The organism is Planococcus liqunii (assembly GCF_030413595.1).
GTDB classification, from domain to species: domain Bacteria; phylum Bacillota; class Bacilli; order Bacillales_A; family Planococcaceae; genus Planococcus; species Planococcus liqunii.
In genome coordinates, this window is sequence record NZ_CP129238.1 from 3,353,363 (window position 1) to 3,380,297 (window position 26,935).

25 protein-coding genes, 1 pseudogene and 1 other annotated feature are annotated in these 26,935 nt (G+C 46.7%); of the genes and pseudogenes, 3 read left to right on the plus strand and 23 right to left on the minus strand.

Annotated elements, in window-relative coordinates:
* Positions 1-38: 38 nt before the first annotated feature.
* The 4 genes and pseudogenes from QWY22_RS16570 to QWY22_RS16585 form a co-directional block, all read right to left on the minus strand.
* Positions 39-1,289, minus strand: coding sequence for a dicarboxylate/amino acid:cation symporter (locus QWY22_RS16570; RefSeq protein WP_300981926.1), 1,251 nt, complete (start codon positions 1,287-1,289; stop codon positions 39-41).
* Positions 1,290-1,539: 250 nt separating this feature from the next.
* Positions 1,540-2,526, minus strand: a complete 987-nt coding sequence (locus QWY22_RS16575) for a quinone oxidoreductase family protein (protein WP_300981927.1) — start codon at positions 2,524-2,526, stop codon at positions 1,540-1,542.
* Between the two features lie 39 nt (positions 2,527-2,565).
* Positions 2,566-3,150: pseudogene (locus QWY22_RS16580) on the minus strand (TetR/AcrR family transcriptional regulator).
* Positions 3,151-3,289: 139 nt separating this feature from the next.
* A complete protein-coding gene (locus QWY22_RS16585; RefSeq protein ID WP_036801785.1) occupies positions 3,290-4,006 on the minus strand; it encodes a YebC/PmpR family DNA-binding transcriptional regulator in 717 nt (238 codons plus the stop codon).
* Between the two features lie 198 nt (positions 4,007-4,204).
* Here QWY22_RS16585 and QWY22_RS16590 point away from each other — a divergent pair, with 198 nt between their 5' ends.
* Positions 4,205-4,948, plus strand: a complete 744-nt coding sequence (locus tag QWY22_RS16590) for an SDR family NAD(P)-dependent oxidoreductase (RefSeq protein ID WP_300981928.1) — start codon at positions 4,205-4,207, stop codon at positions 4,946-4,948.
* Positions 4,949-4,998: 50 nt separating this feature from the next.
* On the opposite strand, the gene QWY22_RS16595 is transcribed toward QWY22_RS16590, so the two are convergent.
* Both QWY22_RS16595 and QWY22_RS16600 read right to left on the minus strand, forming a co-directional pair.
* Entirely contained in the window at positions 4,999-5,238 is a 240-nt protein-coding gene (locus QWY22_RS16595) for a hypothetical protein (protein WP_300981929.1), read from the minus strand.
* Positions 5,239-5,251: 13 nt separating this feature from the next.
* Positions 5,252-6,355: a nitric oxide synthase oxygenase gene (locus QWY22_RS16600; protein ID WP_300981930.1), complete on the minus strand. Its 1,104-nt coding sequence runs from the start codon at positions 6,353-6,355 to the stop codon at positions 5,252-5,254.
* 137 nt (positions 6,356-6,492) lie between these two features.
* Between QWY22_RS16600 and QWY22_RS16605 the strand changes: the two genes are divergently transcribed.
* Positions 6,493-7,284: an HAD family hydrolase gene (locus tag QWY22_RS16605; RefSeq protein ID WP_300984419.1), complete on the plus strand. Its 792-nt coding sequence runs from the start codon at positions 6,493-6,495 to the stop codon at positions 7,282-7,284.
* 36 nt (positions 7,285-7,320) lie between these two features.
* Here the strand turns inward: QWY22_RS16605 and serA are convergent, their stop codons facing one another.
* Together serA and QWY22_RS16615 are read right to left on the minus strand one after the other, a co-directional pair.
* The gene (serA, locus tag QWY22_RS16610) at positions 7,321-8,907 is read right to left on the minus strand and encodes a phosphoglycerate dehydrogenase (RefSeq protein WP_300981931.1); all 1,587 of its coding nucleotides are present in this window, start codon (positions 8,905-8,907) and stop codon (positions 7,321-7,323) included.
* Positions 8,904-10,067 carry a pyridoxal-phosphate-dependent aminotransferase family protein gene (locus QWY22_RS16615; RefSeq protein ID WP_300981932.1) on the minus strand — a complete coding sequence of 388 codons (1,164 nt, stop codon included), beginning with the start codon at positions 10,065-10,067 and terminating at the stop codon, positions 8,904-8,906. The genes serA and QWY22_RS16615 overlap by 4 nt, the downstream gene beginning before the upstream one ends.
* 65 nt (positions 10,068-10,132) lie before the next feature.
* Positions 10,133-10,362, minus strand: a binding site (T-box leader).
* A 230-nt stretch (positions 10,363-10,592) separates the two neighbouring features.
* Here QWY22_RS16615 and QWY22_RS16620 point away from each other — a divergent pair.
* The gene (locus tag QWY22_RS16620; RefSeq protein WP_300984420.1) at positions 10,593-12,029 is read left to right on the plus strand and encodes a M20 family metallopeptidase; all 1,437 of its coding nucleotides are present in this window, start codon (positions 10,593-10,595) and stop codon (positions 12,027-12,029) included.
* Between the two features lie 59 nt (positions 12,030-12,088).
* Here the strand turns inward: QWY22_RS16620 and QWY22_RS16625 are convergent, their stop codons facing one another.
* The 15 genes from QWY22_RS16625 to QWY22_RS16695 all read right to left on the minus strand — a co-directional run bounded on the left by QWY22_RS16625 (position 12,089) and on the right by QWY22_RS16695 (position 26,632).
* Entirely contained in the window at positions 12,089-13,264 is a 1,176-nt protein-coding gene (locus QWY22_RS16625) for an acyl-CoA dehydrogenase family protein (protein ID WP_300981933.1), read from the minus strand.
* A 38-nt stretch (positions 13,265-13,302) separates the two neighbouring features.
* Positions 13,303-14,487, minus strand: coding sequence for a CaiB/BaiF CoA transferase family protein (locus QWY22_RS16630; protein WP_300981934.1), 1,185 nt, complete (start codon positions 14,485-14,487; stop codon positions 13,303-13,305).
* A 38-nt stretch (positions 14,488-14,525) separates the two neighbouring features.
* On the minus strand, positions 14,526-15,947 hold the full coding sequence (locus QWY22_RS16635) for an SLC13 family permease (protein ID WP_300981935.1): 1,422 nt from the start codon (positions 15,945-15,947) through the stop codon (positions 14,526-14,528).
* 62 nt (positions 15,948-16,009) lie between these two features.
* A complete protein-coding gene (locus QWY22_RS16640) occupies positions 16,010-16,702 on the minus strand; it encodes a class I SAM-dependent methyltransferase (protein WP_300981937.1) in 693 nt (230 codons plus the stop codon).
* Positions 16,703-16,967: 265 nt separating this feature from the next.
* The gene (locus QWY22_RS16645; RefSeq protein WP_300981938.1) at positions 16,968-18,032 is read right to left on the minus strand and encodes a tartrate dehydrogenase; all 1,065 of its coding nucleotides are present in this window, start codon (positions 18,030-18,032) and stop codon (positions 16,968-16,970) included.
* 34 nt (positions 18,033-18,066) lie between these two features.
* On the minus strand, positions 18,067-18,732 hold the full coding sequence (locus QWY22_RS16650; protein ID WP_074508709.1) for a GntR family transcriptional regulator: 666 nt from the start codon (positions 18,730-18,732) through the stop codon (positions 18,067-18,069).
* Between the two features lie 88 nt (positions 18,733-18,820).
* On the minus strand, positions 18,821-19,708 hold the full coding sequence (locus QWY22_RS16655; protein WP_300981939.1) for an NAD(P)-dependent oxidoreductase: 888 nt from the start codon (positions 19,706-19,708) through the stop codon (positions 18,821-18,823).
* A 36-nt stretch (positions 19,709-19,744) separates the two neighbouring features.
* Positions 19,745-20,299 carry a Fe-S-containing hydro-lyase gene (locus tag QWY22_RS16660; RefSeq protein WP_300981940.1) on the minus strand — a complete coding sequence of 185 codons (555 nt, stop codon included), beginning with the start codon at positions 20,297-20,299 and terminating at the stop codon, positions 19,745-19,747.
* 15 nt (positions 20,300-20,314) lie between these two features.
* The gene (locus tag QWY22_RS16665; RefSeq protein ID WP_300981942.1) at positions 20,315-21,157 is read right to left on the minus strand and encodes a fumarate hydratase; all 843 of its coding nucleotides are present in this window, start codon (positions 21,155-21,157) and stop codon (positions 20,315-20,317) included.
* Positions 21,154-21,681 (minus strand): PaaI family thioesterase, encoded by a 528-nt coding sequence (locus QWY22_RS16670; RefSeq protein WP_300981943.1) that lies wholly within the window; start codon positions 21,679-21,681, stop codon positions 21,154-21,156. The genes QWY22_RS16665 and QWY22_RS16670 overlap by 4 nt, the downstream gene beginning before the upstream one ends.
* A gap of 29 nt (positions 21,682-21,710) precedes the next feature.
* A complete protein-coding gene (locus tag QWY22_RS16675) occupies positions 21,711-23,051 on the minus strand; it encodes an MmgE/PrpD family protein (protein ID WP_300981944.1) in 1,341 nt (446 codons plus the stop codon).
* 51 nt (positions 23,052-23,102) lie between these two features.
* Positions 23,103-23,897, minus strand: coding sequence for an enoyl-CoA hydratase/isomerase family protein (locus QWY22_RS16680; protein ID WP_300981945.1), 795 nt, complete (start codon positions 23,895-23,897; stop codon positions 23,103-23,105).
* Between the two features lie 41 nt (positions 23,898-23,938).
* Complete coding sequence (locus QWY22_RS16685; protein WP_300981947.1) at positions 23,939-24,865, minus strand: hydroxymethylglutaryl-CoA lyase; 927 nt, start codon at positions 24,863-24,865, stop codon at positions 23,939-23,941.
* Between the two features lie 241 nt (positions 24,866-25,106).
* Positions 25,107-25,502 (minus strand): 4-carboxymuconolactone decarboxylase, encoded by a 396-nt coding sequence (gene pcaC / locus QWY22_RS16690; protein WP_300981948.1) that lies wholly within the window; start codon positions 25,500-25,502, stop codon positions 25,107-25,109.
* A gap of 104 nt (positions 25,503-25,606) precedes the next feature.
* Entirely contained in the window at positions 25,607-26,632 is a 1,026-nt protein-coding gene (locus QWY22_RS16695) for a DctP family TRAP transporter solute-binding subunit (RefSeq protein WP_300981949.1), read from the minus strand.
* Between the last annotated feature and the right edge of the window lie 303 nt (positions 26,633-26,935).

Here is a 26,935-nt window from a genome sequence, read left to right on the forward strand (position 1 = left end):
GATCCGGAGCTGGAGAAAGAAGTTTCTTATTTTCAAGCTTAAGCGTTTGCTTCTGCTTCTTCTCTTTTCAATACGCGTTTGCCTTCAGTTTCTGCTACATAAACTGCACAAGCAGCATCACCAGTAATGTTTACGGCAGTTCTAGTCATATCAAGCAAGCGGTCAATACCTATGATTAAACCAATTCCTTCAACCGGCAAGCCAACACTGCCAAGCACCATTGCAAGCATGATGAGACCGACGCCTGGGACCCCGGCAGTCCCGACACTCGCTAATACGGCAGTCAATACAACTGTAGCTAGTTCGACTAATGTCAGTTCAATCCCAAAGGCCTGCGCAATAAACATCGTAGCCACACCCTGCATAATTGCAGTTCCGTCCATATTGATGGTCGCCCCTAATGGCTGTACAAATGAACTGATGGATTTTGGCACGCCAAGTTCTTTCTGTGCTACGTCCATCGATACCGGCAACGTTGCGTTACTGCTTGATGTACTAAACGCTACACTCATTGCAGGCGCAAATTTCTTGAAGAACCAGATTGGGTTTTTCTTTGCCAATACTGCAACTGTTCCTCCATATGTAAACACCGAGTGAATGAAAAGTGCAGCTAAAATAACGACCATATAAGATCCCATAGCTTTCATAGCGGAGAACCCTTGAGACCCTACTGCTGTCGCAATCAATCCAAATGTACCGTAAGGCGCAAACTTCATGACCAGGCCTACCAGATACATCATAATTTCATTTCCTTGCTCAACCAGGTTAAAGATTCCTTTTGTCTTATCACCAAGAGCAGTCAATGCAAGACCAATGAATACGGCAAATACAATAATTTGAAGCATATTTCCTTCTGTCATAGCTGCCAATGGATTATCAGGAATAATATTTAAAAGAGTATCTGCCACAGAAGGAGCTTCTTCACTTTCAAATGAAGCACTTCCAAGATCAAAATCGCCTGCAAGGCCCGGCTGAATCAAGGCTGCCAGTCCAAGGCCAATGATAATGGCAATTGTTGTCGTCACTAAGAAGTATGTAACCGTTTTAAAACCGATGCGCCCTAACTTAGCTGGATCGCCAAGTCCTGCTGTCCCCAAAATGATTGAAAACAGTACAAGCGGCACCACGAGCATATTAATCATACTCAAAAATATTTGACCAAGCGGAACAAATAAGAATGTATTTAAATTTTCGAAAGCTCCAGGCGCAAATAAATTAATAAGTAAACCGACAATTGCACCGAGAACAAGTCCGCTTAATACCTTCACAGTCAAACTAGTTTTTTTCATGCATCTCTTCCTTTTTCTTCAGACTTAAACAATAGTTTAACCGAAATCTAAAATAATATACAAGTTTTAAATTTATTCCAATATAATGATAAGTCTTTATATTTAAGAAGGAAATAAGATTTTAGGTACTTTCTTACTGCTATCACCACTACATTTAGTAAAATCATTGGGCTTGTAGTTCCTATTACTGAAATAACAAATTACGCTTTATCCGGCTTCGCTGATGAAACCAAACGGAAGCCGGAACTCTTTAAGGCATCAGCAAAATCTTGCCAATGCTTTTTCGGCTTTCAATATGGACATGGGCTTGTGCGGCTTCCGCCAGCGGAAAGCGTTTGGAAATCGCCATCTCCAATTTTTTCTCCAGCATCAATTCTGTTATTTTTGCCGCTGCCTCCTGCAGAAACTCGGGACGCTGTTTCCGGTAAGTTCCGGTGCTGTATCCAAGGACAGACCGGCAGCTGGAATGCAGATCAGCGGTGGTAAGGGCGCCTGGCACAGAGCCCGTATTGCCGTGGCCAAATGAAACAATCCGGCCAAACGGTGCCAGACAGTTCAAGCTCTTCTCGAAATTTTTACCGGCCACTGTATCCAATATGACGTCTGCTCCTTTGCCGCCGGTCAGTTGCTTCACTTCTTCGACAAAATCACCTGATACGTAATTGATGACGTGGTCTGCCCCAAAGCTCTTTGCGGCTTCTTTCTTTTCATCGCTGCCTACTGTTCCGATAATTTTGCCGGCGCCAAATAGACGAGCTAACTGAATGGCTGTTGAGCCGATGCCGCCCGCTGCTGCATGGATTAAGATGGTTTCTTCCGGAGCGAGGCGTGCTATTTTCCGAATGACATTGTACGCTGTAATGCCCACCGTCAGTGAAGCTGCCGCTGTTTCAATATCCAATTCGTCCGGAACCGCATAAGCCAGCACTTCATCCGCTGCGACATACTCGGCATATGACCCATTTTTCGGAAAAGCCATTACCCGCTGTCCCGGCTTAAACTTCGTCACTTCGCTGCCCACTTCAATGATTTCCCCGGCGCAATCCAATCCTGGAGTGAATGCAGCTCCTGCCTCGGTGCCGTGATATTGCCCCTGGCGTGCTTTGATATCGGCAAAATTCACACTGATCGCCTGTACTTGAATCAGCACTTGATGCGGGGCAATTTCCGGTTTTTCCACTTCCTGAAGCTCCATTACTTCCGGCGCTCCCAGTTCCTTTACGACGATTGCTTTCATTTCCCCATCCTCCTTGGCTTGGAAAATTCAAATACCTTTTTACTTCAAAATTTTCAATAAATAATCCGCATAAACTTGTTCGATTTCCTCTTTGCTAAATTCCCCTTCGGGCGAATACCATACTTGAATCCAATTGGCCGCTCCTAAAATAATCATCCGTGCCATTTTCTTCTGGACAACCTAAAATTCTCCTTTTTGGATCCCTTGGAGAATCAGCTGATCAAAAAGCTCCGCGTATTCATCCAATTTTTGTACAATAACTTCTACATGATCACCAGAAAAAATCTGTTCCGGCTTTATCGCCAGATTGAATATTTCCCGTTCGCGGATCGCGGTATCCAAATGGATTTTGATGGCGGCTTTCATTTTTTCGCTGGAAGTGATGTCTTGTTGTTTAATTTTCCTCAGTTTGTCCAAAACAGTTGTCAAAATATGTTCATGGCAATAAAACAGCAATTCTTCTTTGTTCTTAAAATAATAATACAAAGAACCTTTTGTCATCAGCAGTTCAGCCGCAATGTCCTCCATTGTGGTCTGGCGGAACCCTTTCCTCGAGATAACCAAACTGGCGGAACGAAGAATGTCTTCTTTTTTCTTGGCCGTTTTTCTTTCCCTCAGGTTCATCTCAACACCTCATACCATCAATTTTCTCGTCACTTGCTTCCTAAGCTTTTTCCCTAATCTAAAATCTCTAAAACAATTTCAAAATCTTAAGTGTATAAAAAAAGCTCTTCATTTTAAAATGAAGAGCCTTCCGTTGCTATTAAGCTAAATCAACATTGTGGTAAACCTGCTGCACATCTTCCAAATCTTCGATGGCATCGATCATTTTTTCAAATTGGGCTTGTGCATCTTCGGGCAATTCCAGTTCGTTTTGTGCCAGCATGGTCAGTTCAGCCACAGTAAACTCCGTGATGCCGACGTTTTTGAACGCTTCCTGGACAATATGGAATTGATCCGGTTCTGCATAAACGATCACCGAATCTTCTTCTTCGCTGATATCGCGTACATCCACATCCGCTTCCATCAGCAATTCAAGCACTTCATCCGCTGTTTTGCCTTCGATGCCGAAAACAGCTGTATAGTCGAACATATAAGCAACCGAGCCGCTGACACCCATGTTGCCGCCGTTTTTGCCGAACGCCGCACGGACATCTGAAGCAGTGCGGTTCACGTTATTTGTCAATGTATCCACAATCACCATGGAACCGTTCGGCCCGAAACCTTCGTAGCGCAGTTCATCATAACTTTCTTCCGAACCGCCTTTTGCCTTTTCAATCGCCCGGTCAATGATAGCTCTGGGCACACTATATGTTTTGGCGCGTTCAAGCACGACTTTCAGCGCCTGGTTCGATTCAGGATCCGGTTCGCCTTGTTTTGCGGCAACATAGATTTCCCGTCCGAATTTCGCGTAGATCCGGCTTGTGTTTGCGTCTTTGGATGCTTTTTTCTCTTTAATATTATTCCATTTGCGTCCCATTGGGTTTCCCACTTTCTTTCAACTTTGAATGTGAAGAACGTTCACTATCTCCTATTATATATAAACTCCGCTTTTCTATCGACTTATATACTCAAAAACTTCAACGCTTGTTTTAAATCCGGATCTTAAGGGCAAGTACCTATATAGAAGGAAATCTTTTAATAACAAATGCAGCAAAACCAGAAGGAGGAATTTGAAATGGCAGAAAATAACGTGATTATCATTACAGGCGGAGCCAGCGGCATCGGACGTGAAGCGGCATATCTATTATCGGAGGCTGGAAACGCCATTGTCGTAGCCGACTTCAACGAAGAAGGCGCAAAAGAAACTGCAGCGAATATTGAAGCGCAAGGCGGCAAAGCGGCAACGTTCAAAGTGGATGTTTCCAAAGCCGAAGAAGTGGAAGCGATGGTTAATTTTGCGGTCGAAACATTCGGCACATTAAACGGCATTTTCAACAACGCCGGCATCGGGCTTGTTAAACCTTTGCTTGAAATGGATCCCGCTTCTTACCATAAAGTAATCGATGTCGACCAGCACAGCGTCTACTACGGCATTTATTACGGCGCGAAAAAGATGGTCGAACTCGGAGCCAAAGGCACTATCGTCAATACCGCTTCCATTTACGGCTCCATGGCGGCAAAAGGAAGCTTCAACTACAACGCGGCAAAAGCCGCAGTGGTTATGATGTCCAAATCCGGCGCGCTCGAACTTGCTGAACACGGCATTCGGGTAGTCGGCGTTGCTCCCGGATTTATCGATACGCCGATTCTCGGAGAAGATGAAGAAATGAAAAAAGCCTTGTCTGCACTTCATATGCACAACAAACTGATTCAGCCTGAGAAAGTGGCCAGCGTCGTGAAGTTTCTGTTCTCCGAGAAAGCTGCTGCCATCAATGGTTCCACCGTTGCGGTAGACGATGGATTCCTGAGCTTTAAATAAGAAGAAACTCCATTCAACAGGTTTTAATGAATAATAGAAAAAAGCCGCCTTCAGTCGTTGGCGGCTTTTTTGGCTTTGCTTTTATCCACTCGGAAATACTCAGAAATCTGGACGACGCGGACTTTCCCTGTATGCAGTTCATGGTAGATCCCTCTGCTGTCGGTAAACGAGATATACTGATCCCGCTCGCTGCGGATTAAAGCTTCTGCTTTTTCCTGTGACTCGACGTGGATAAACCGGCGGATGTAATGCTCTTCGTCAAAAAAATACGTGACTTTGAATTCTTTCATACTTTCTCACTCCTTATAAAGGATAGGGAGCCTTCTGATAGAAGTAATTCGGTTTTACAACATCGTTTTTATAGGGCTTATGGAAAATATGCGTCGTTGCCGGGGACATCGGCGGAATCAGCCAAGCCCAGTTGCCGGTCAAGTCCCGTCCGGCCGTTTCCTCTTTTTTCTCGAAGCTTTTGAATTGTTTTGCAGCGGTATGGTGGTCAACAATGGTGACGCCGGCTTTTTGGAACGAATCCAGCACCGCAATATTCAATTCCACCAAGGCTTTGTCTTTCCAAAGCGAACGGTTGGAATCGGTATTCAGCCCCATGATTCCCGCCACAGCCGGCAGCAGATCATAGCGGTCTTCATCAGCCAGATTGCGCGCACCGATTTCCGTTCCCATATACCAGCCATTAAACGGTGCCATCGTATAATGGATGCCGCCGATTTCCAGCTTCATTTCTGAAATGATCGGCACACCGTACCATTTGGCCTTCAGCTCTTTAAAGCGGCTGATTTCCGGGTGTTCCAGTTCCACTTCAATGACGGATTCTTTCGGGAGCTCAAAATAACAGGGTTCTTCCCCTCTCACTTGAATGACCAATGGCAAAACATCAAAATGGCCGCCTTCGCCTCGCCATCCCAATTTCTCGCATTGCTTCGTGAACTCCAAGGATGTTGAATCTCCAATAATTTCTCCATCCTTTTCGTAGCCCGCGTAGCGGATCAACTGATGGTTCCAGATGCGCATGGCATCTTCCCCGTCTTGTGAAGGTGCAAACACCGTAATCGTCGGGCGGATTTTGCCGCCATTGGATGCAAATTCAATGTGGTTCAACAAGGCGTCAAAAGCGCCTTCGGCAGTAGATTGTTGGCGTTCATCAAAGACGGTCAACGAATTCCAAAACAACCGGCCAATGCAGCGGTTGTTATTACGCCAAGCCATCCGGGCGCCATGTTCAAGCTCTTCAAATGTATGCGTATACGTATTTGTCTGTTCAATTTCCTTGGCAATTTCAGCAATACGGGTTTCTATTTGTTGTTCGTTTTTCCCTAATTCATAGTAGCAGACGGACAAAAACTCTATTGCTTCATCGAGTAAAGCATTGGGTGTCCCAACGGCAGTCAAGTTCATCACTCCTCGCCCATATCATATCATCCCCCATCCGAATTTTTCACTTCCCAACCTTTCGCCTGCTTTGTTTTTCCCAGCCGGTGCAGTACACTTGAATTGAGTGAAAATACAGTCACGAGGAGGCGGCACTGATCGTAAAAGCTATTTTTTTTGATTTGGATGACACTTTATTATGGGATAAGAAAAGTGTGGCGGAAGCATTCCGGAAAACTTGCGAGCGGGCAGCGGATAAGAGCGGACAAGATTGCACAGGACTCGAAGCAGCCGTCCGCACGGAAGCAACCGCACTTTATTCTGCCTATGCCACTTACCCTTTCACCCAAATGATTGGCATCAACCCTTTTGAAGGGCTATGGGGAACTTTTGATGACGAAGGTGCTGATTTCCAGGAAATGAAAAAAATCGCCCCTGAATACCGGCGCGAAGCCTGGACACAGGGCTTGAAAAAAATCGGCATTGATGATCCGGATCTGGGGCAGGACCTGGCCGACTACTTTCCGGAAGCCCGCAGGCAAAGTCCGATTCTTTATGAAGAAGCGCTCGACGTGCTAGAAGAGCTGAAAGGGAAATACGAGCTTCTGCTGCTGACGAACGGTTCTCCAGCCCTGCAAAACATCAAACTTGAAATTACACCCGAAATTGCGCCTTATTTCGGCCATATTGTCATCTCAGGGGCATTTGGAAAAGGAAAGCCGGCTCCTGAGATCTTCGAACACGCCTTGGCGAAATTCGGCTACCGGGCAGATGAAGTATTGATGGTCGGCGACAACTTACTGACGGATATCATCGGCGCCGAAAGAGCCGGCATCCGCTCCGTCTGGATCAACCGGGAACAAAAAGCGCCGCACGAAAGCATCATTCCTACATACGAAATCAGCCACCTGGACCAACTGCTGCCGATATTGGAAAGCTTGCAGACATGAAAAGAGACCCTCATTGAGGGTCTCTTTCAAGTTCACTTACATATTAATCGCCGTTACATGTTCAATTTCAGCCAAGCTTTCCAGTTGCGCCAGACCGCTGTCTTCGGCTACTTTGTCGATTGACAGCATCATGATGGCATCTCCGCCGGCATTCGAACGGAATACCTGCATCGTCGCAATATTGACGCCTTCTTCTCCAAGCAGAGTTCCGACTCGTCCGATTACACCCGGGCGGTCATTGTGCCGGATAAAGACCAAATGGCCTTGCGGAACGATGTCCACCAAATAATTGTCCACTTTGACAATGCGTGCGCCTTGCCCGTTCAATAAGGTACCCGCAGCTGTCCGCGTGCCGTTGGCGTTTTTCACTTCCATCGTCATCAGGTTCGTGAAGCCTTTTGCCGTAGTGGACTTGCTTTCATTGACCGTGATGCCTTTTTGATTGGCCAAATACAAAGCATTGACGTCATTGACGTTTTCCCCGAGATGGCGTTTCAGCAAACCTTTCAATGCGTTGCGCGTCAAAGGGCCGACTTCGACATTCGCCAATTCCCCTGAATACTGGATATTTACTTCTTCGGCTGTGCCATCGCTCAGATCGGTCAGGAATCGCCCAAGGCGTTCAGCAAGGTCAAAATACGGTTCGATTTTTGCCATAACTTCTTTCGGTACAGATGGCAAGTTGACCGAGTTGCGGACGGTGCCTGTCGTGAAGTAGCTGATGACGTCATTGCTGACGTCCACTGCGACGCTTTCCTGCGCTTCAATCGTGCTGGCGCCCAGGTGCGGCGTCGCCACCACTTCAGGCAAGTCGAGTAAACGGAAATCGACCATCGGCTCCTGTTCAAACACGTCGAGCGCTGCACCGGCTACTTTTCCTGATTTGATGGCGTCATACAGAGCATTTTCGTCAATAATGCCGCCTCTCGCACAGTTGATGATCTGGACGCCGTCTTTCATCAGCTTGAATGCTTCCGCGTTGATCAAGTGGCGGGTTTCCTTCAATAGCGGGGTATGGACAGTGATGAAGTCCGCCGCTTTTATGACGTCTTCTACTGAACCGAAGTCGACGCCCATTTTTGCCGCTTTTTCAGCTGTCAGGAAAGGATCGTAAGCAATAACGTTCATGCGCTGGCCTTTTGCCCGGGCCGCTACTTCTGTGCCGATCCGGCCGAGTCCGATGACGCCAAGCGTCTTATTTTTTAGTTCCACTCCAACATACGACTTGCGGTCCCAGTTCTGATTGCGCAGTGCATAGAAAGCTTGCGGGATTTTCCGGGCCATTGACATCAGCATCGCAATGGTATGTTCAGCAGCAGAATTCGTATTGCCATCCGGCGCGTTGACGACGATGATGCCGTGTTCTGTGGCAGCCTCCAAATCGATATTGTCCACTCCAACCCCGGCGCGGCCGATGATTTTCAAATGCTGGGCTTTTTCGATAATGTCGCGCGTCACCTGCGTCTGGCTCCGGACCAGCAAGGCATCAAAATCCTTGATCCGTTCTCCCAGCTGTTCGGGTGTCAAATTGGTTTCCATCACGATATTAAAGCCGTCCGCTTGGCGCAGCGGATAAATACCATCTTCGCTTAATGGATCGCTGATTAGGATATTGTAAGTCATTGTGCCAACTTCCCTTCATGTAAGTAGATTTGCTGTGCAGCTCTTACACCTTTGCCAAGTTCAATCTCTTTGCCGGCTTTCATGACGCCGATTTCCATGATTGCAATGGCCTGCAGCATATCCGCCGGTGAACAATAGCCCATATGGCCAATGCGGAATATGGTTTTCGCCAAATGCTGCTGGCCTCTTGCCACTTCAAAACCGAATTCCTGTTTCATGATTTTCCGGAACGCTTCTGTATCGAAGTCTGCCGGCTTAACCGCCGTGACCGTCGGGGAAGCAGCTTCGTCTGTGGTCAACAGCGGCACATCCAAAGCTTGGAATGCAGCCCGTGTCATTTTCATCATCAACCGGTGCCGCGCATATACCTGCTCCAGCCCTTCTTCCTCCATCAGCTGCAAGACTTGCTGCAAACCGAAAAGAATCGATAATGCCGGCGTAAACGGCGTGGTGTCTTTCAGGATATTATCTCGGTGCTTTTTTAAATCGAGATAAAACCGCGGCTGCGGATTTGCTTCGATTTTCGCCCATGCGCGTTCGCTCGCCGCTACAAACGCGAGCCCCGCTGGAAGCATGAACGCTTTTTGCGAACCGGTCACGACGACATCGATTCCCCAGTCATCCATTTTCGTCTCGGTTCCTCCAACACAAGAAACACCGTCGACAATAAACAAAGCATCCGATTCTTCTTTTACAGCTGCTGCAAGTTCCTGCACCGGGTTCAGCACGCCGGTTGACGTTTCGCAAAATGTAGCGAACACCGCTTTCACTTCCGGGTGTTCTTTCAGGAATGCTTTGACTGCTTCAGGGTCTGCTGCTTGCCCCCATTCCACATCCAACACATGGGTTTTTATTTCATAAGCTTTGCAGATTTTCGCAAACCGCTCACCAAAAGCACCTGTCACAACCACTAAAACTTCTTCGCCTGGTGCTACGGTATTAACAACTGCTGTTTCCAGGCCTGCTGTTCCGCTGGCAGTTAAAATCATCACTTCCTGCTGTGTACCGAAAACGCGTTTTAATTTCGGGCGGATATCACGGATCATCTCGGAAGTGCTCTGCCCCCTATGGCCGATCATCGGTTGGCTCATGGCACGGTTGACGCTTGGCGGAATGGGTGTAGGTCCTGGAATTCGCAAAATTTGTTGGTCAGTCAGCATATTGGTTTCCCCTTTCGTGTTTAGAAGCAGCAATAAAAAAGACTCCACGCCCCTCACATAAAAATGCAAGGGGCGAAGAGTCTTTCGATTCGCGGTACCACCCTAGTTCACTGCCTCAAGATTAGACGCAGTCTCATTGGTTCACATGCGTAACGGGCACGAGCCGGATGAACCTACTGAATTTCAGTCCATCTATTCAGGAGTGCTGCAAAGGACCGGAACCGCTGATTCTCACCACCCATCAGCTCTCTGAAGATTCCTCTTGTGCTTCGCCTATCTCCGTCGAAATAGTTTTTTGATATTTGAGTTGAATCCATCATATCAAATCCGAAAAAGTTGTCAATATAGAATAAATATTCAAACTAATTTGCAACCGTTTTCATCTTTAGCAATGCCAGTAACCATGCGCTTCTAAAAATTTTTAATATTTTTTTATTCCTTGCTAATAATTCAGAAAAAATCAATGATTTAATTTTTTTATGGTTTTTTTGATATACTGAAGGTAAGAATTTTAAAGGAGGCTGTATCGTGATTAAAACTTTTTCGGCAGAAGATTATTTATCAGCGAATAGAGAGCGCTTTGAAGCAATCAGCACCTATATATGGGAGCATCCGGAAACGCGTTATCAGGAGTTTGAATCTGCCCGCTTTTTAGCGGATGAACTTGAAAAAGAAGGGTTCCATGTGGAACGCGGCGTCGGCGGAATAGAGACAGCTTTTATCGCGACTTTTGGTGAAGGCAAGCCGGTCATCGGTTTCTTAGGGGAATTTGATGCTTTGTCCGGACTGAGCCAAAAAGCCAATAGCACCGAACAGGAAGCTTTGGTTCCAGGCGGTGTTGGCCACGGTTGCGGGCATAACTTGCTCGGCACCGGTTCTTTAGCTGCCGCTTATGCAGTGAAAGCTTATTTTCAGGAAAATGGCATCAAAGGCACTTTGAAATTTTATGGCTGCCCGGCAGAAGAAGGCGGATCCGGCAAAACATTCATGGTCCGGGAAGGCGTTTTCGAAGGACTGGATGCGGCTTTCACTTGGCACCCATCCTATTCAACTACTATTATGAGCTTATCAAGCCTTGCCAACTACCAGGTCTATTTCCGTTTTAAGGGCATCGCTTCCCATGCTGCCAACTCCCCGCATCTTGGAAGAAGCGCACTGGATGCAGTGGAATTGATGAATGTCGGGGTCAATTATTTGCGGGAACACGTCGTACAGGAAGCACGCATCCATTACGCCATTACCAATAGCGGCGGCATTTCACCGAATGTTGTCCAATCGGAAGCGGAAGTTCTGTATTTGATCCGGGCGCCGAAAGTGGCGCAGGTTGACGAAATCTACAAACGCGTCTGCAAAATTGCAGAAGGGGCGGCATTGATGACGGAAACTGAAATGACGATTGTCTTTGATAAAGCCTGCTCGAATTACGAACCGAATCGTGTTTTAGAGGAAATCCTATACCAAAAGCTGCAGGAAGCCGGTCCGATTCAACCGACTGAAGAAGACATCGCCTTTGCCAAAGGTATCTGGGACTCTTTGTCCGACGGTGAAAAGAAAAACTTTGTCTCCGGAATGGAAAGCTTCGGCTATTTCGGCGATGGCAGCGAATTCGAAGGCAAATTCCTTTCGGATATCATTTCAGACTATGTCGCTTCCGACAAAGTCATGCCGGGATCCACTGACGTCTCCGATGTCAGTTGGGTCGTTCCTACCGCACAGTTAACGGCTGCCACAAGTGCCATCGGCACGCCGTTGCATACTTGGCAAATGGTGACGCAGGGCCTCAGCCCATTCGCCCACAGCGGCATGCTGTTGGCTGCAGAATCCATGGCCGCTGCAGCTATTCATTTATACGAAAACGAAGACGCTCTGCAGGCAGTAAAAGCTGAACACGAAAAGAAACGGGCAAAAGAGCCTTACTTCTGCCCAATTCCAAAAGACGTCAAACCTTCTGCTGTGAAGTAAATAAACCATTTAAAAAGGATGCCGGAACAAACCGGCATCCTTTCTTGTTGCACTTTTTTTCAGTAAGACCTCGGCATGCCCAGCACGTTTTGCCCAAGGAAAGCCAAAATCATATTATTGCTGACTGGCGCCACTTGGTACATGCGGGTTTCCCTGAACTTCCGCTCCACATCGTACTGGTCCACAAAACCATAGCCCCCATGCGTATCCAGGCAAACGTTCGCAGCCTGCCAGCTCGCTTCACTCGACAGATACTTCGCCAAATTGGCCTGCTCCCCGTATTTTTCCCCTTGGTCGTATTTCCGAGCCGCTTCATAGCGCATTAAATCAGCCGCTTTGATGGCGGCATAGGCGCGGGCAATCGGAAATTGGATTCCCTGGTTCGTTCCGATTTTGCGGTCAAATACTTCGCGTTCGTTGGCATAGCTGGTCGCTTTGTCGATGAAGAAATAACCGTCCCCAATTGCTTCAGCAGCAAGCAAAGTACGTTCAGCGTTCATGCCGTCAAGGACGTAGCGGAAGCCCTTCCCTTCTTCTCCAATCAAGCATTCTGAAGGAATTTTCATATTTTTATAAAACACCTGGTTGGTGGCGTAGTTGAACATGGTGCGTACCGATTCCACAACAAAGGTTTCCGGCTGCTTTTCGCGGATTTCGCGCAAATCTACTAAGAACAAGCTGAGCCCTTCCGTTTTCTTTGCACCCACTTGGTCCGCCGGAGTCGTTCTTGCCAGCAGCATCAACAAATCTGACTGCAAAACGCGGCTTGTCCAGTTTTTATGCCCATTGACGATATAACCCTCTTCCGTTTTTTCCGCAAAGGTCTCGATTGCCGTTGTATTGGAACCAGCTGATTCTTCGGTCACCGAAAAGGCCTGGAAGCGCAGGCTGCCGCTCGCAATTTCCGGCAGATACTTGCGTTTTTGCTCTTCGCTGCCGTGTTTCAGCAAAGCACCCATTGTATACATCTGGGCATGGCATCCGGCGGCATGGCCGCCTGAGCGGTTGATTTCCTCCAGAATGATGGTGGCTTCTGTCATGCCGTAGCCTTTACCGCCATACTCTTCGGGAATCAATGCCGACAGGTAGCCGCTTTTCGTTAAGGCATCCACGAATTCATAGGGATATTCGCGTTCGATGTCCAATTGTCTCCAATACTCATTTGGATAATCCGCACATAATTTCCGGATTTCTTCTCTTAACTGTTCTCTCTCCTGCACATTTAACTTGGCCACAAGCTTCTCCGTCCTTTCAATTTCGATTCAATCTTATTTTAGTTTTCAGCAGCATCTATCGATGTAAATGACTGCATTTTATCGGGATCAAATCCAAACTCTTTTAAAATGGCTGCTGTATGTTGCCCAACTTCCGGAATCGGTTTCATCACCGAACTGATTTCATCAGATGTGACTGGCGGAATCAAGGCTTTTAGCGGTCCTACCGGCGAATCCACTTCGCTCCAGCGGTTGCGTGCTTCTAATTGAGGGTGATCAACCAATTCCTTCAATGTGTTTAAGCGGGCGTTGGCAATTTTCGCGCTTTCGAGAAGCTCGATGATTTGAAGGGACTCGCTTTGCTGAAAGACGTCTTCGATGATCTCTTTCAACGCCTCTTTGTTCACCACCCGCTTGGAGTTATTGTCAAACCGGCCGTCTGCCGCAACTTCCTGTTTTTTCAGCACTTCCTTGCAAAAACGCACCCATTCCCGCTCGTTCTGAATACCCATAAAGACGAACTTCCCATCTCCGGCTTTGAACGGACCGTACGGATAAATGGTGGCATGGCTCGCGCCGGTCCGTTTCGGTTCCTGTTCTCCATAAGCGGAATAATACAGCGGAAAGCCCATCCATTCCGCAAGCGCTTCAAGCATCGACACTTCGATAACGGCGCCTTTCCCTGTTTTCGAGCGGGCAATTAACGCTGTTAAAACACCGGTATACGTATACATCCCCGCTGCAATATCCGCAATGGAAATCCCTGCTTTTGACGGCGTTTCTTCGGTGCCCGTAACCGATACCAAACCCGCCTCGCATTGAATCAGCAGATCATACGCTTTTTTATTAGTATAGGGGCCGAACGTTCCGTAACCGGAAATGGAACAAATGATCAGCTGCGGGTATTTCTCTTTCAGTTCAGCCGCACTGAAACCGAGCCGGTCCACGGCACCCGGTGCTAGGTTGTGGATGAACACATCCGCTTTTGACAGCAGTTCCTCCAAGACTTTTTTCGCTTCTTCGTGCTTTAAATCCAAGGCAATCGATTCTTTCGACCGGTTCGCCCATACAAAGTGGCTCGACATTCCCTTTACCGTTTGGTCATAACCTCGAGCAAAATCACCTGGTCCCGGCCGTTCCACTTTAATGACACGAGCTCCTAAATCTGCAAGCTGGCGTGTAGCAAAAGGCGCTGCCACAGCCTGTTCCAATGACACAACCGTAATCCCTTCTAATGGCAACATAACAGTCCCTCCTTCTATATTTTTCTTTAAACCGCTATTTAAACCAATCCGATCCAGGTCCACCAAGTCGATGCAACCAAGACAGTAGCTACTATTGAAATGATGGTGGCGTATAAACCGGGTTTCAAAAAATCTTTTTGGGTGACCATGCCCGTACTATGTACAAGCAGATTCGGCATCGATTCCACAATCAACACGAAACCGAACAGGCAGCTGAGTCCTGTCGCAAAGCCGGTGACTGTCGGGTCGATACCGGCATTTTGCGCCACACTGATAATGATAGGTACCAGTACCACCACGGCTGTTGCCACATTTGAAATCAGTTTATGGAACACCTGCGCCAGGAATGTCACGATAATGACTGCAAGCAGCGGATTTTTGATCAGTGACATAAACCAGCTGACGCTTAAATACTCACTGATGGTGTCAGCTGCCCCTGAGTCAACAAAGGTATAGCCCATCGATAAGGTAACGCTAATTAATAAAATCGTATTATAATTGATCCTCACCACCGGCTCCCAGTCGGCAACACCGATTTTTGGCAATGTCATTAATACGACGCCGATCAATGCCGGGATGCTTGGATGCATGCCATGCAGCGGTTCGGCCAACCACAATGCAACAATAAACAGCAAAATGGCAAAGCAGCGGACTTCCCGCCGGTTGACTGGGCCAAGTTCCGCCAGTTTCTCCTGCATTTCGCCTTTGATCTTGGGAAAGTATTGCTGTTCTTTCGGCAAGGGAAAAATTTTAATCAGCAATAGCCAGATAGCCGGGATTAAAATCACCCATAGGGGAAAGGTATAGTAAAACCATTGAAAATACGTAATCTTAATTCCGGCAAACTGGTTCAGCAGTTCGACAGTCAGGATATTTCCAATTGCCGCAGTCATCACCGACGTGCCGCTGATGACGCCGCCGTAAGCTACGCCGAGCATGATCATTTTCCGCAGGTTGCTGCCCGCTTTGGCTCCAGTCGTGTCGATAATCATACTGGAAACCGGCAAAATCAGAGCCGAACGCACCGCCGTAGAAGGAATAAAGAAGGCCTGCAGCTGCTGAATCATGATAATGCTGCCAAGCAGCCCTTTTGAATGGCTCCCCCATCTTTTCAGAATGATATAAGTCATTCTTTTGATAAGGGAAGTTTCATCAACCGCAGTTGCCAGCATCATCCCCCCGACAATCAAATAAGTGGCCGGCGAAGCAAAACCGCTGAAAACTACCGACGAATCAGCGACATTAAACAGCAGCATTGCCAGTAAAATCAGTAAAGCCGTCAGCCCCAATGAAATCGGTTCTAACGCCCAAAGAATCACTCCGGAAACGATGATTGCGGTCATGATTTTTCCTGAGTAGCTGAAGGCATCCGGCAATCCATAGTAAACAGCGATAAAGGCAAGAACAGCAAGTGCAAAAGAGCCGTATACTTTTATATCTTTACTGTCGAATCGTTTCATGCTCCCTGCCTCCTGTCTCAACCTCTTATTCGCCGCATATCATAGCAGAATCCGAACCGCTGTTACTTGGCGTAGCAAATCCAGCCGCCAAAATGATTGGTTTTGAAAAAGTTGGCAATCCGGTGGAATCCGGCTTCTTCCATCAATTCCCTTAGCCTTTTTTCGGGAATTACCGACTCTGTCAATGTCCCCTTCATCAACTCTTCCACTTTTTCTTCGGTCATCCGTGTATGATCCAGCCAGTAATTTTTCCAGAGCGACACCAACTCCTTAAATTCGGGGTCAGTCGGATCGCCAACTTTTGAAACCAGCACAAACGGCGAACCCGGCTTTAAATGAGAACGCACTCTCTTCAATAGTGCCAATTTGTCTTCCGCTTCAGCAATAAAGTGGAGCACCAGAATGCACGTCGCGCCGTCATAAACCGATTCAGCAGGCACATTTACAATCGTTCCGCGGATAAATTCCACCCGGTTCTGCATTTCCAATTCATTTGCTTTCATAGCTGCCACTTCAAGCATGGCTTTTGAAGGATCCACTGCCGTGAAACGCCAGCCTGGATTTTCCGGGCCGAATGCTTTCAGTTCGCCCCCTCCTCCGCCTCCGACAACTAACAAAGAGGCTTCCGAATCCAAGTTGAAACGTAAAAATGTCTTCGCCAGACGGAGCATCGGATCGTAAGTCGGCAGTGTTCGCCGCACGCCTTTGTCATATTCTTTTGCAAGTTCCGTATCAAATTCCATCTTTTTGGCCATCATTTCAGCTCCTTGCCTTCCTCAATTGCTCTTTTCCATATATGGCAGCAATTCGTATCTATTCTTCCTACTCGAATTTATTGAAACCGCTTTTTTCCAACGGTTCTTTAAACATCAACAAATCGATTAAACCATATAGGATATTGGATACAATATTTAAATAATTTAAATTCTATTAAAAATTCAGATAAAGGAAAGCGTAAGGAAGGGAATCTGAAGCAAAAAATAAAAACTGATCACCTTTTACTCGATCCCCAGCTATTCATTATCTTATTTGTTCTTTCATAGCGGCAATAATGGCATCTGTCACTTCACTCGTTGTGGAGCTGCCGCCGATGTCCCCGGTTTTAATATTTGCTTCCAAGGTACGTTCAATTGCTTCTAAAACGATAGCTCCCATTTCCGGTTCACCTAAATGGTCCAGCATCATTTTCGCTGTCCAGATCTGGCCGATTGGATTGGCAATGCCTTTTCCGTAAATATCTGGAGCTGAGCCATGGACCGGTTCAAACATCGACGGATATTTCCCGTTAAGGTTGACGTTCGCTGCCGGTGCAATGCCGATGCTGCCCATGATGGCCGCACCTAAATCACTTAAAATATCGCCAAACAAGTTGCTCGCAACAACGACGTCCAGCGTTTCCGGACGAGTGACAAAAAAGGCAGAAAGCGCATCAATATGTTCGCTCCTTGTTTTGATATCCGGATAGCTTGCAGACAACTCGTTGAACACTTCATCCCAGAAAGGCATGGAATGGGCGATGCCATTCGATTTTGTCGCACTTGTGAGATGTCCGTTTCTTTTCCCTGCTATTTCAAAGCCGTATTCCATGACACGGGACACACCTCTTTTTGTAAAGACGGCGTTCTGGACGACAATTTCATCTATTCCATTATGGACTCTGCCCCCGCTGCTGCTGTACTCACCTTCGCTATTTTCCCGCACGATTAGAATATCGAAGTTTTTGGGATTCGATAATGGCGATACCATCCCTCTAAGCTTCTTTGCCGGACGGACATTGATGACCTGTTCAAACTCCCGGCGGATTCTTAACAATAACCCCCCCAACGAAACATGGTCCGGCACAAGATTTGGATCTCCGACAGCTCCCAAAAAGATGGCGTCACTCCCTTTAATCAGTTCAAGCCCATTTTCAGGCATCATCGTTCCATGTTCTACGTAGTATTCGGAACTCCAAGGATAATGAGTATAGTTAAACTTAAAGCCTCCATGAATATCAGCAATTGCATCCAATACACGAAGCGCTTCCGGTACCACTTCTTTCCCGATTCCATCTCCCGGTATGACGGCTATTTCCAATGTCTTCATGAACTGATCTCCCTTCGTTTTCCGCTGTCAGCAGCTATTTGTTCCCAATCATTTGAATCAAATTTTCTTTTGTGCGAAGAATATGTTTGATGGTCACTTGTTTCAGTTTTTCCGCGTCTTTTTCTTTAATGTATTGCAGCATCAAGCCATGCTCTTTATGGGACTCCGGCAAATGATTTGCAAGAAGGCTCGGTGTGTACGGCGGAATGCCTTTCCATAAGGTTTCGATGAATCCCTGAATTCTTCTCCACGGACAACCTTCCCGAATAATCCGATGGAATTCCGTATTCAGCTTCATATAGGCTTCCATATCGGTCTCATCCGCTTTCAACTGAAGCATCTTATTGTAAATCGTTTCAAGCTCCTGGATCGTTTCTTCATCCAAAAATGGAAGGGATTTGACGACCGCCTCTCCTTCCAAAAGGGCCCGCAATTGATAGATCTCTTCAATGTCTTCCGTCGAAACCGGTGTTACGACTGCGCCTCTTCTGGGCTCGATACGAACCAGGCCTTCCACTTCCAGCTGCCGCAAAGCTTCGCGGAGCGGCATGCGGCTTACTCCTAATTTCTGTGCCCACTCTTCCTGCATCAGGCGTTCGCCCATTTTGAATTCGCCTTTTAAAATCAGTTCTCTTAGTTTAGTTGTAACTTTGAACTGCAAAGTGGCTCTATCTTGTTCGGTCAATCTGATATTCTCCATGCTGCACCCCTTAAATACTTTTCTCTCATGAAAAGAAAGATGAAGTAATTTTAGCATTCTTTCTAAAAATCCGGTACAGATGAGGTGCTCATCCCTTTATTTCGACACCAAACATTTCTTCAATGTATTTGACGATGGCCGTATGGTCCTCGCTGCCGCCACCCTGTGACCAGGCATGCTTCCACAGCTGGAAGGATGCGCTGGAGATAAACATCGGCACTTTTTCTTCTTCTGCCATGCTCATGGCAATTTTCAAATCTTTCACCATCAAATCCAGCGTAAACCCGACTTCGAAATTCCTCGTTAATACTTGGTTCGGAAATTTAAAGTCGCTTGAAAAGCTTCTTCCTGTACTGGAATTGATGACATCGAGCATTTTATTCGGATCCAGCCCTAGTTTCACGCCAAGCGCCATGGCCTCACCCGTAGCCGCTAAAGTAGTGGCGGAAATCATATTGTTCAATGCCTTGATGGTATGGCCTGCCCCTGATTCTCCAACATGAAAAATATTCTGGCCAAGCAATGAAAGGAGCGGCTTCGCTTCCTCAAAATCATCCGCTTCGCCTCCTACCATAATCGACAAGCTTCCATCTTCCGCTTTTTTCACGCCTCCGCTTACCGGAGCATCAATCATCCGAAAGCTTTTCGTTTTCATCATTTCATTTAATTCTTTCGTAACAGAAGGGATAGACGTCGTCATTTCGATTAACAGGCTATCCGGTGTCATGCCTTCCATCAATCCGTTTGCTCCTGCCAGCGTTTCTTTGACGATAAACACATTCGGCAATACGGTGATGATGTAGGGAAACTTTTTAGCCAGCTCTGCGGGGCTTCGGGCTTCTTCAGCTCCCAATTCTACAAAAGAACGAACAAACTCTTTATTCACATCGAAAACGCCGACTTCAACCCCTTGTTCCAGCAGCCTTTTGGCCATTCGGCCTCCCATATTGCCAAGCCCTATGATTCCTGCTTTCATCCGTCATTCGCCCCCTTTTGTAATGGTCAGTTTATGCTAATGGTCTTGCCTGAATTGGGCAACGCCTTGTTCGTAAATATCGCCGCCGTGCACGTCATTGATGACAAACACCGGGAAATTCTCAATCGTCAGTCTGCGGATCGCTTCAGTGCCCAGGTCTTCATACGCAATCACTTCCACCGCTTTTATTGAGCGTGCAATCAATGCTGCGGCGCCTCCCACCGCGCCAAAGTAAACTGCCCGGTGCTGCTTGATAGCCGCCTTTACTTCTTCGTTCCGATAGCCTTTCCCAATCATGCCCTTCAAACCTTTTTCCAATAGTCTTGGTGTATATAGATCCATTCTTCCACTTGTGGTAGGCCCGGCTGAACCGATTACTTCACCCGGTTTTGCCGGTGTCGGCCCTGTATAGTAGATCACCTGCCCCGCTACATCAATTGGAAATGGGATGCCTTCTTTTTCTTGTTCAGTCATACGTTTATGGGCAGCGTCTCTCGCGGTATAAACCGTGCCGGACAATAATACCCGGTCTCCTGCTTTCAATGAGTCCAGGTCCGCATCCGTTAATGGCAGTGTTATTTTCTTTTGCACAGTTCGCCCTCCTTACTATAATGTAGTCGTTTGGTGGCGGCTCGCGTGGCAATTCAAATTGACAGCCACTGGCAATGCAGCAATGTGGCAGGATTCCACTTCCACTTTCACGTCCAATGCCGTTGTGCTTCCGCCCATTCCTTGAGGACCGATTCCAAGCCGGTTAATTTTGTTCAGCAACTCTTCTTCAAGCTCTGCAACAGCCGGATCTTCATTCCGTTCACCTACAGAACGGAATAATGACTTTTTCGCCAAATACGTACAGCGCTCAAAGTTTCCGCCAATCCCGATTCCGACGACCAGCGGCGGGCAGGCATTCGGGCCTGCCACTTTGACGATGGATAAGATATAGTCTTTGACGCCTTCCATGCCGTCCGAAGGCTTCAACATTTTCATCGCGCTCATATTTTCTGCACCGCCGCCTTTTGCGGTCATATGAAGAGTCAACTCGCTGCCTTCCACCAATTCGATATGGACAATGGCCGGCGTATTGTTGCCGGTATTTTTCCGGTTCAACGGATTGTAAATCATTGACCCCCGCAAGTATCCTTCGCCGTAGCCTTTTGATACGCCTTCGTTAATTGCATCGATTAAGCTTCCGCCTATAATATGGCAATCCTGCCCCAGCTCGACGATAAAGACAGCCGTTCCTGTATCCTGGCACATCGGCACTCTTTCGGCTTTTGCGATATCGGCATTGTCGATTAATTGGGTTAAAACTTCTTTTCCGGTTTCCGACTTTTCAGCAGACAACGCTTTTTTGAAAGCAGTATACACGTCGTCCCCCAGATCGTAATTGGCTCTCTTGCACATTTCGCTAACTTCTTCAACAATTGCCTGGTAGTGAATTTCTTTCATGATGTCTCCTCCTCACGAGCTTTCCGGGAGCTGGTGATATAAAAAGTGCCAAGTGCTTTTGCCACTAATCTTCCTTGTTCATCCATTACTGCACATTCCGAAACCACGGTGCTCCTTCCGCGGCGCAAAATGATTGGAGAAGCAATCAGCCGGGACCCTTGCCCTTTTTCGATAAAGTTGACTTTCAGTTCCAAAGTCAGCACTTTTTGCCCCTCTTCTACATCCTGCAAAATGCTAAACCCAATTGCGACATCTGCTAATGTATAAATGGCGCCTCCCTGGGCAACCCTGTACGTATTGGCGTTTTGCAAACCCAGTTTCATTTCGGAAGTGCCGTCCTGATTTTGAGTAATTCCTAAAAACCGGCCCAAGAAATGCATCGGCACCGCATTGGGATGGTCTTCTGTAACGGTTTGATCTTGATAAAGGGACAGAAGATGCTCCATTTCTTCAAGTTCATGGTCTTTTAATGTGTTGAGTTGGTCCTGGATTGCATTTAATCGCTCACTTCTTTTATCAATCATCGTCTCTCCCTCTTTGCTATTGGGATAAGTTATAGAGTCACCATTACTTTTTCTACCGTTTCAAACTTTTCCAATTCAAGTAAATCGTCAGCCAGTTGATGCCGTTGCTTTTCCGGATACTTGTTCGTCATGTTCAGGAATTTTTCCCGCAGTTCTTCAGCAGTTACTGCATTTTCCGGATCTCCTTTTGGGAAATCCGTTTGCTTTTTGACGGTTTCTCCATTGGCAAAGCGGACCTCGACTGCTGCTCCCCATTGTTTGGGGTAACTGGCGTTAATCTGCGGGTCGGTGACCACTTTCACTTTTTTCAACAGCTGGCGGATTTCTTCATCCCATAGCACCGAATCGCTAAAATCGTCCAGTGTCGCACTGCCTTTCAATAAAGCAAGCGCCGAACAGAACTGCAGGCTGAATTTCGCAGCGTACTGTGTTTGCGGATTGTCATTGTCCGTGATATTAAGCGCCACTTGGTAGGACTCAACCATAACTGATTCGATTTCTTCAAGCTTGGGCTGGCGTTCATTAAAGATATCAATCAATAAATCCACTGCATGGTGGGTATGCCGGCAGGAAGCATGGATTTTAAAGGAATTTTCCATAATTTTAAATTCACTGCCTAGTCCCTCTGTGACACGGGAAATATCGTATTCTTCACTCATCGCTTTAAAAAAGCCTCGGTTGCCTTCCAGGATTTTTTGAGGCCCTGTAAATCCTTTTTGCGCAAGAAGCGCAGCCAGTAATCCGTTCATAGCCGCTTTTCCTGTATGCAGCTGTTTCGTCATCGCGCCGTCTTCAATAAACTCCCAAAGCCCAGCTGCCTGAGTGCCCGCATTGCCGAGAGCCGCAATCGTCTGGTCCACTGTCAAACCGAGCAATTTAGCTGCTGCAATAGCAGCACCAAATGTGCCGCAGGTGGCCGTATTATGCCAGTAGTAATAATGGGAAGGCGAAACGGCTTCGCCAATTCGATAGCACACTTCATATCCTGCCACGACTGCGGCAATCAAATCTTTTCCGGATAGCCTTTTCCATTCCGCTACTGCCAAGGCAGCGGGAATCACGACCGTTGCTGCATGTATGATTGATCCTTTATGAATATCATCCAGCTCCACTACATGGCTAGCCGCACCGTTCACCAAAGCTGCGTTTAAAACAGACGATTGCCCGCCGGTCACCAGATGCGCTTGTTCGGATCCGCCCATTTCTTTCGCTAATTCGCTAATCATCTGAACCGGTACTTTTTCCGAGCCGGCGATTGCTGACCCAAAATAATCCAAGATGCAGAGCTTCGTGAATTCCACCACTTCTTTTGGCAGGTCTTCATAAGCCAGCCTCAGGCTGTATTCCGCTAATTTTCTGCTAAGCTCCATCGTTTCCGCTCCTTTTCTTAGGAATAGACATCCGTTTTCTCTATCACAGGTTTATTTTCCTTGCCACTGCGGTTTCCGTTTTTCATTGAACGCCAGAACGCCTTCTTGCCGGTCTTCAGAATTTGCGCATTTATAGTACTGGTCCAGTTCAATCGACAAAGCGGTAGTGAGATCCGTTTCCAAGCCGGTATTGATGGTTTTTTTAATGGATTTCAAAGAAAGTGGTGCGTTTTTTGCGATTTCTTTGGCAACGTCCAAAGTCCCTGAGAGCAACTCCTCTTTCGTAAAAACTCCGTTTAAAATTCCAGCCGCCAATGCTTTTTCAGCCGGTATCTGATTTCCTCTAAATAAAAATTCCTTGGCCAAGCCGACCGGAATGGCTCTTGGCAATAACTGTGTGCCTCCGACACCGGGAATAATGCCGAGCGTCACTTCTGGCAGCCCCATTTTTGCGTGCTCTGCAGCATAGCGCAAATCGCAGCTCAGCAACATTTCCATGCCGCCGCCTAATGCAAAGCCATTGACTGCGGCGATCACTGGGTACGGGAAGTTCCGAAGCTGCTCATAAGCATCTTCAAAAATATCGTGCTGTTCTTTCCATTGCTCATTGGTCATCCCTTTCCGCTCTTTTAAATCCGCTCCGGCACAAAAGCTTTTTTCTCCGGATGCCGTCAAAATCAACACCCGCAAATCCGGTTTTTTCTGCAGTGATTTCAGGCAGTCGATCAATTCAATGCCCATTAAGGTGTTCAAGGAGTTCATTGCCTCCGGGCGGTTCAATTCCAGGATGTATACATTATCGGAAACGTATTCCTCATTTACTAAAATCGTTTGCCATTCTGCCATGATTCAGCCTCCATTTTGTAGGATTCAATTTATTTTTCTTTTCAACCGGCCGGCACCGGGTATTTGCGGTCAGAAGGCCCAGCCTTCAACAGGTAGCTCGGCGTTCGGTGTTCGACGATTTTTTCAAGCGCTGCCGATGCTTTTAAGAGTCCTTCCAGCGACAGGCCGGTATCAATGTCCATATTATGAAGCATATGAACAACATCTTCTGTGCAGACATTCCCGGTAGCGCCTGGGGCAAACGGGCAGCCGCCAAGCCCGCCAAGCGATGTATCGAAGCTGTCGATTCCTGCCTGCAGGCTTGCCAGGATGTTGGAAAGTCCCATCCCTCTTGTGTTATGGAAATGCAAATTGAATTTTTGTGATGGGAATTCACCTCGCAGCAATGAAAGCAAGCCGTAGACTTGTTTGGGATTGGCCATTCCGGTGGTATCCGCTAATGTAATTACATCGATCTTCATCTCCACTAGCCGGTGCACCAAATTCTGAATCCTTGCCACCGGCACTTCGCCTTCAAATGGGCAGCCAAACGTTGTCGCGATGGAGACATTCAAAATGATGCCATGCGAGTTGCAGAATTCCAATATGGTTTTTAGTTCGGTTAGTGATTCTTCTGTGTTTTTGCGCACATTTTGCTGATTATGGGTATCACTGGCAGAAAAAACAAAGTTGAGCCGGCTGACGCCATGCGACTGGGCATTTTCCGCTCCTTTTAAATTCGGGATCAGGGCGATTAAAGCGGGGCGTTGGATTTCTGCAGCAACAGCGTCAAAAAGCTCTCCGCTATTGGCCATTTGGGGAACTAGTTTAGGATGCACGAACGAACCGAATTCAAGAGTCTTTATATGAGCATTCACTAGCAGTTCATACAATTCCTTTTTTTCTTCCAAAGGAACGATTTTGGCTTCCAGCTGCAGGCCGTCTCTTAAGACCACTTCATTTATTTGCACATGTTCAGGGAAATTCATGAAAATCCTCCTCCACTTTGATGAAACTATGCGACTTTCGCTCAAAAGATTCGTCTCTTCGACTGCGCCTGTTTTGTGTTTCTTTTTTACTCAAGCAAAGCTGTAAACAGAGTCTGGTTTGAATTACTCCTGCATCATATCTTTTCGTATTTTGTATCCAAAATTTGCGAAAAAATTTATATACGTATTTCCTTCACCCCAGATTCTGTTTCTTCGCTCCAACGGCTTGCCAATGCCGCGATTAGGACGGATTAATTTCTTCTTGGTCCATCTCGTCCAATACTTCTTTTGCAGTTCTGAAACTGTCGATAGCCGCCGGCACCCCGCAATAGATGGCAGTTTGCAAGAACACTTCCTGAATTTCTTCCCGGGTCAGCCCATTATTGATGGCCCCTCTGACATGCAGTTTCAATTCGTGCGGCCGGTTTAATGCGGTGATCATCGCCAAGTTGATGATGCTGCGTGTTTTTCTTGATAAACCAGGACGTGACCAAACCTCTCCCCAGCAATATTCGGTGACTAGTTCCTGCATCGGCATATTGAAATCTGTGGCATTTTGAATGGATTTTTCGACGTATTCTGCTCCTAATACACTTTTGCGGATTTCCAACCCTTGTTCAAACTTTTCTTTGTTCATCTTCATTCTCCTTTTTTAAGCGGATGGATGTTGCGTTTTCATTAAACTGAAAAAGCCGGCTATGTACACAGCCAACTTTTTCAGTTAAAGATATGAAGAAATGATTATTGGCCAGCTGCAGCTCGGGCTGCTTCGTACACATCAGCACCGATTTCCTCTTCGAATTCCTCGTAAATCGGCTCCAACGCAGTTCTGAACTCTTCGATTTGCTCTGGAGTCAATTCAATGATTTCTGTTTCACCGCGTTCTTTAATCAGATCATACGCTTTTTTATTCAAATTGATCGCTTCTTCGCGAGCCACTTTCGTTCCTTCTTCCAAACCGGCTTCAACGATTTCTTTGGTTTCGGCGTTCATGCCTTCCCAGAATTCCGTGTTGGTGAACACTGCGTAATCAACACGTGTATGGTTCATAACCGTCATATACTTTTGGACTTCATCGAATTTCTTAGACTCAATATTGCTGAATGTGTTTTCCTGGCCATCTACTACCCCTTGGTCAAGAGCTGTGTACAGCTCAGAGAAAGGAATCGACTCGGAGCCCGCTCCAAGCTCAGAGTAAAGAGCTTCCAGAACCTGTCCGCCTTGTGTACGGAACTTCAAGCCTTTTAAGTCATCTGGAGACTCAATCGGGCGTTCGTTGTTTGTTAAATGCTTTCCGCCGTTCGGCCACATCTTCAATCCAAGTACCCCATCATTTTCAAGGCTGCTCAAGATTTCCTGGCCTTTTTCACCGTCCCAGAAGGCAATCGCTTCTTCATCATTTTCAAACATGAACGGAAGTGCCGGAACGTTGAACTGCGGGTTATTCCCTACAAACTTCGTCAAGTCAGGTGCAATGAACTGCACGTTGTTGGAAACTAGGTTCTGGTATTCATCCTGATCTCCGAATAACGAAGAGTTCGGATAAATTTCCACTTCAATCTTGCCGCCCGACTCTGATTCAATATACTCTTTCATCGCCAAGGCCCCTTGGTGCTTAGGCGTATTTTCTGCAACTACGTGAGAGAATTTGATGGTCATTTCCTCAACGCCGTCTGCACCCCCACCGCTTGCTGGTTCGTCACTGCCGCAAGCAGCCAAGAAAGCACTGGACGTCAGTAAAAATAAAGATAAGGCAAACTTCTTCATACACGATTTCCCCCTTAATTTGTTTTTGTGCATAAAACTAATCCAATACAGACGCTGCGTTTTGAAAGGGCTTTCATTCCAACTCGCATCCCTCCTGCTAAATTGAATTTTATGGCTGAATCAGAGTCGAATTCCTCCATCTTGATTTTTGGATACAACTCACCCCAAAATTAGCACAGAAAAAACTTAATGTAAAGAAAAAATTTTAATTTTCTAACTATTATACAGGTTTAAAGAGTTTGTTTTATAGAACATTTTATAGTAGATTTCTATCGATTAAACCAATATTACTTTTACCGATTT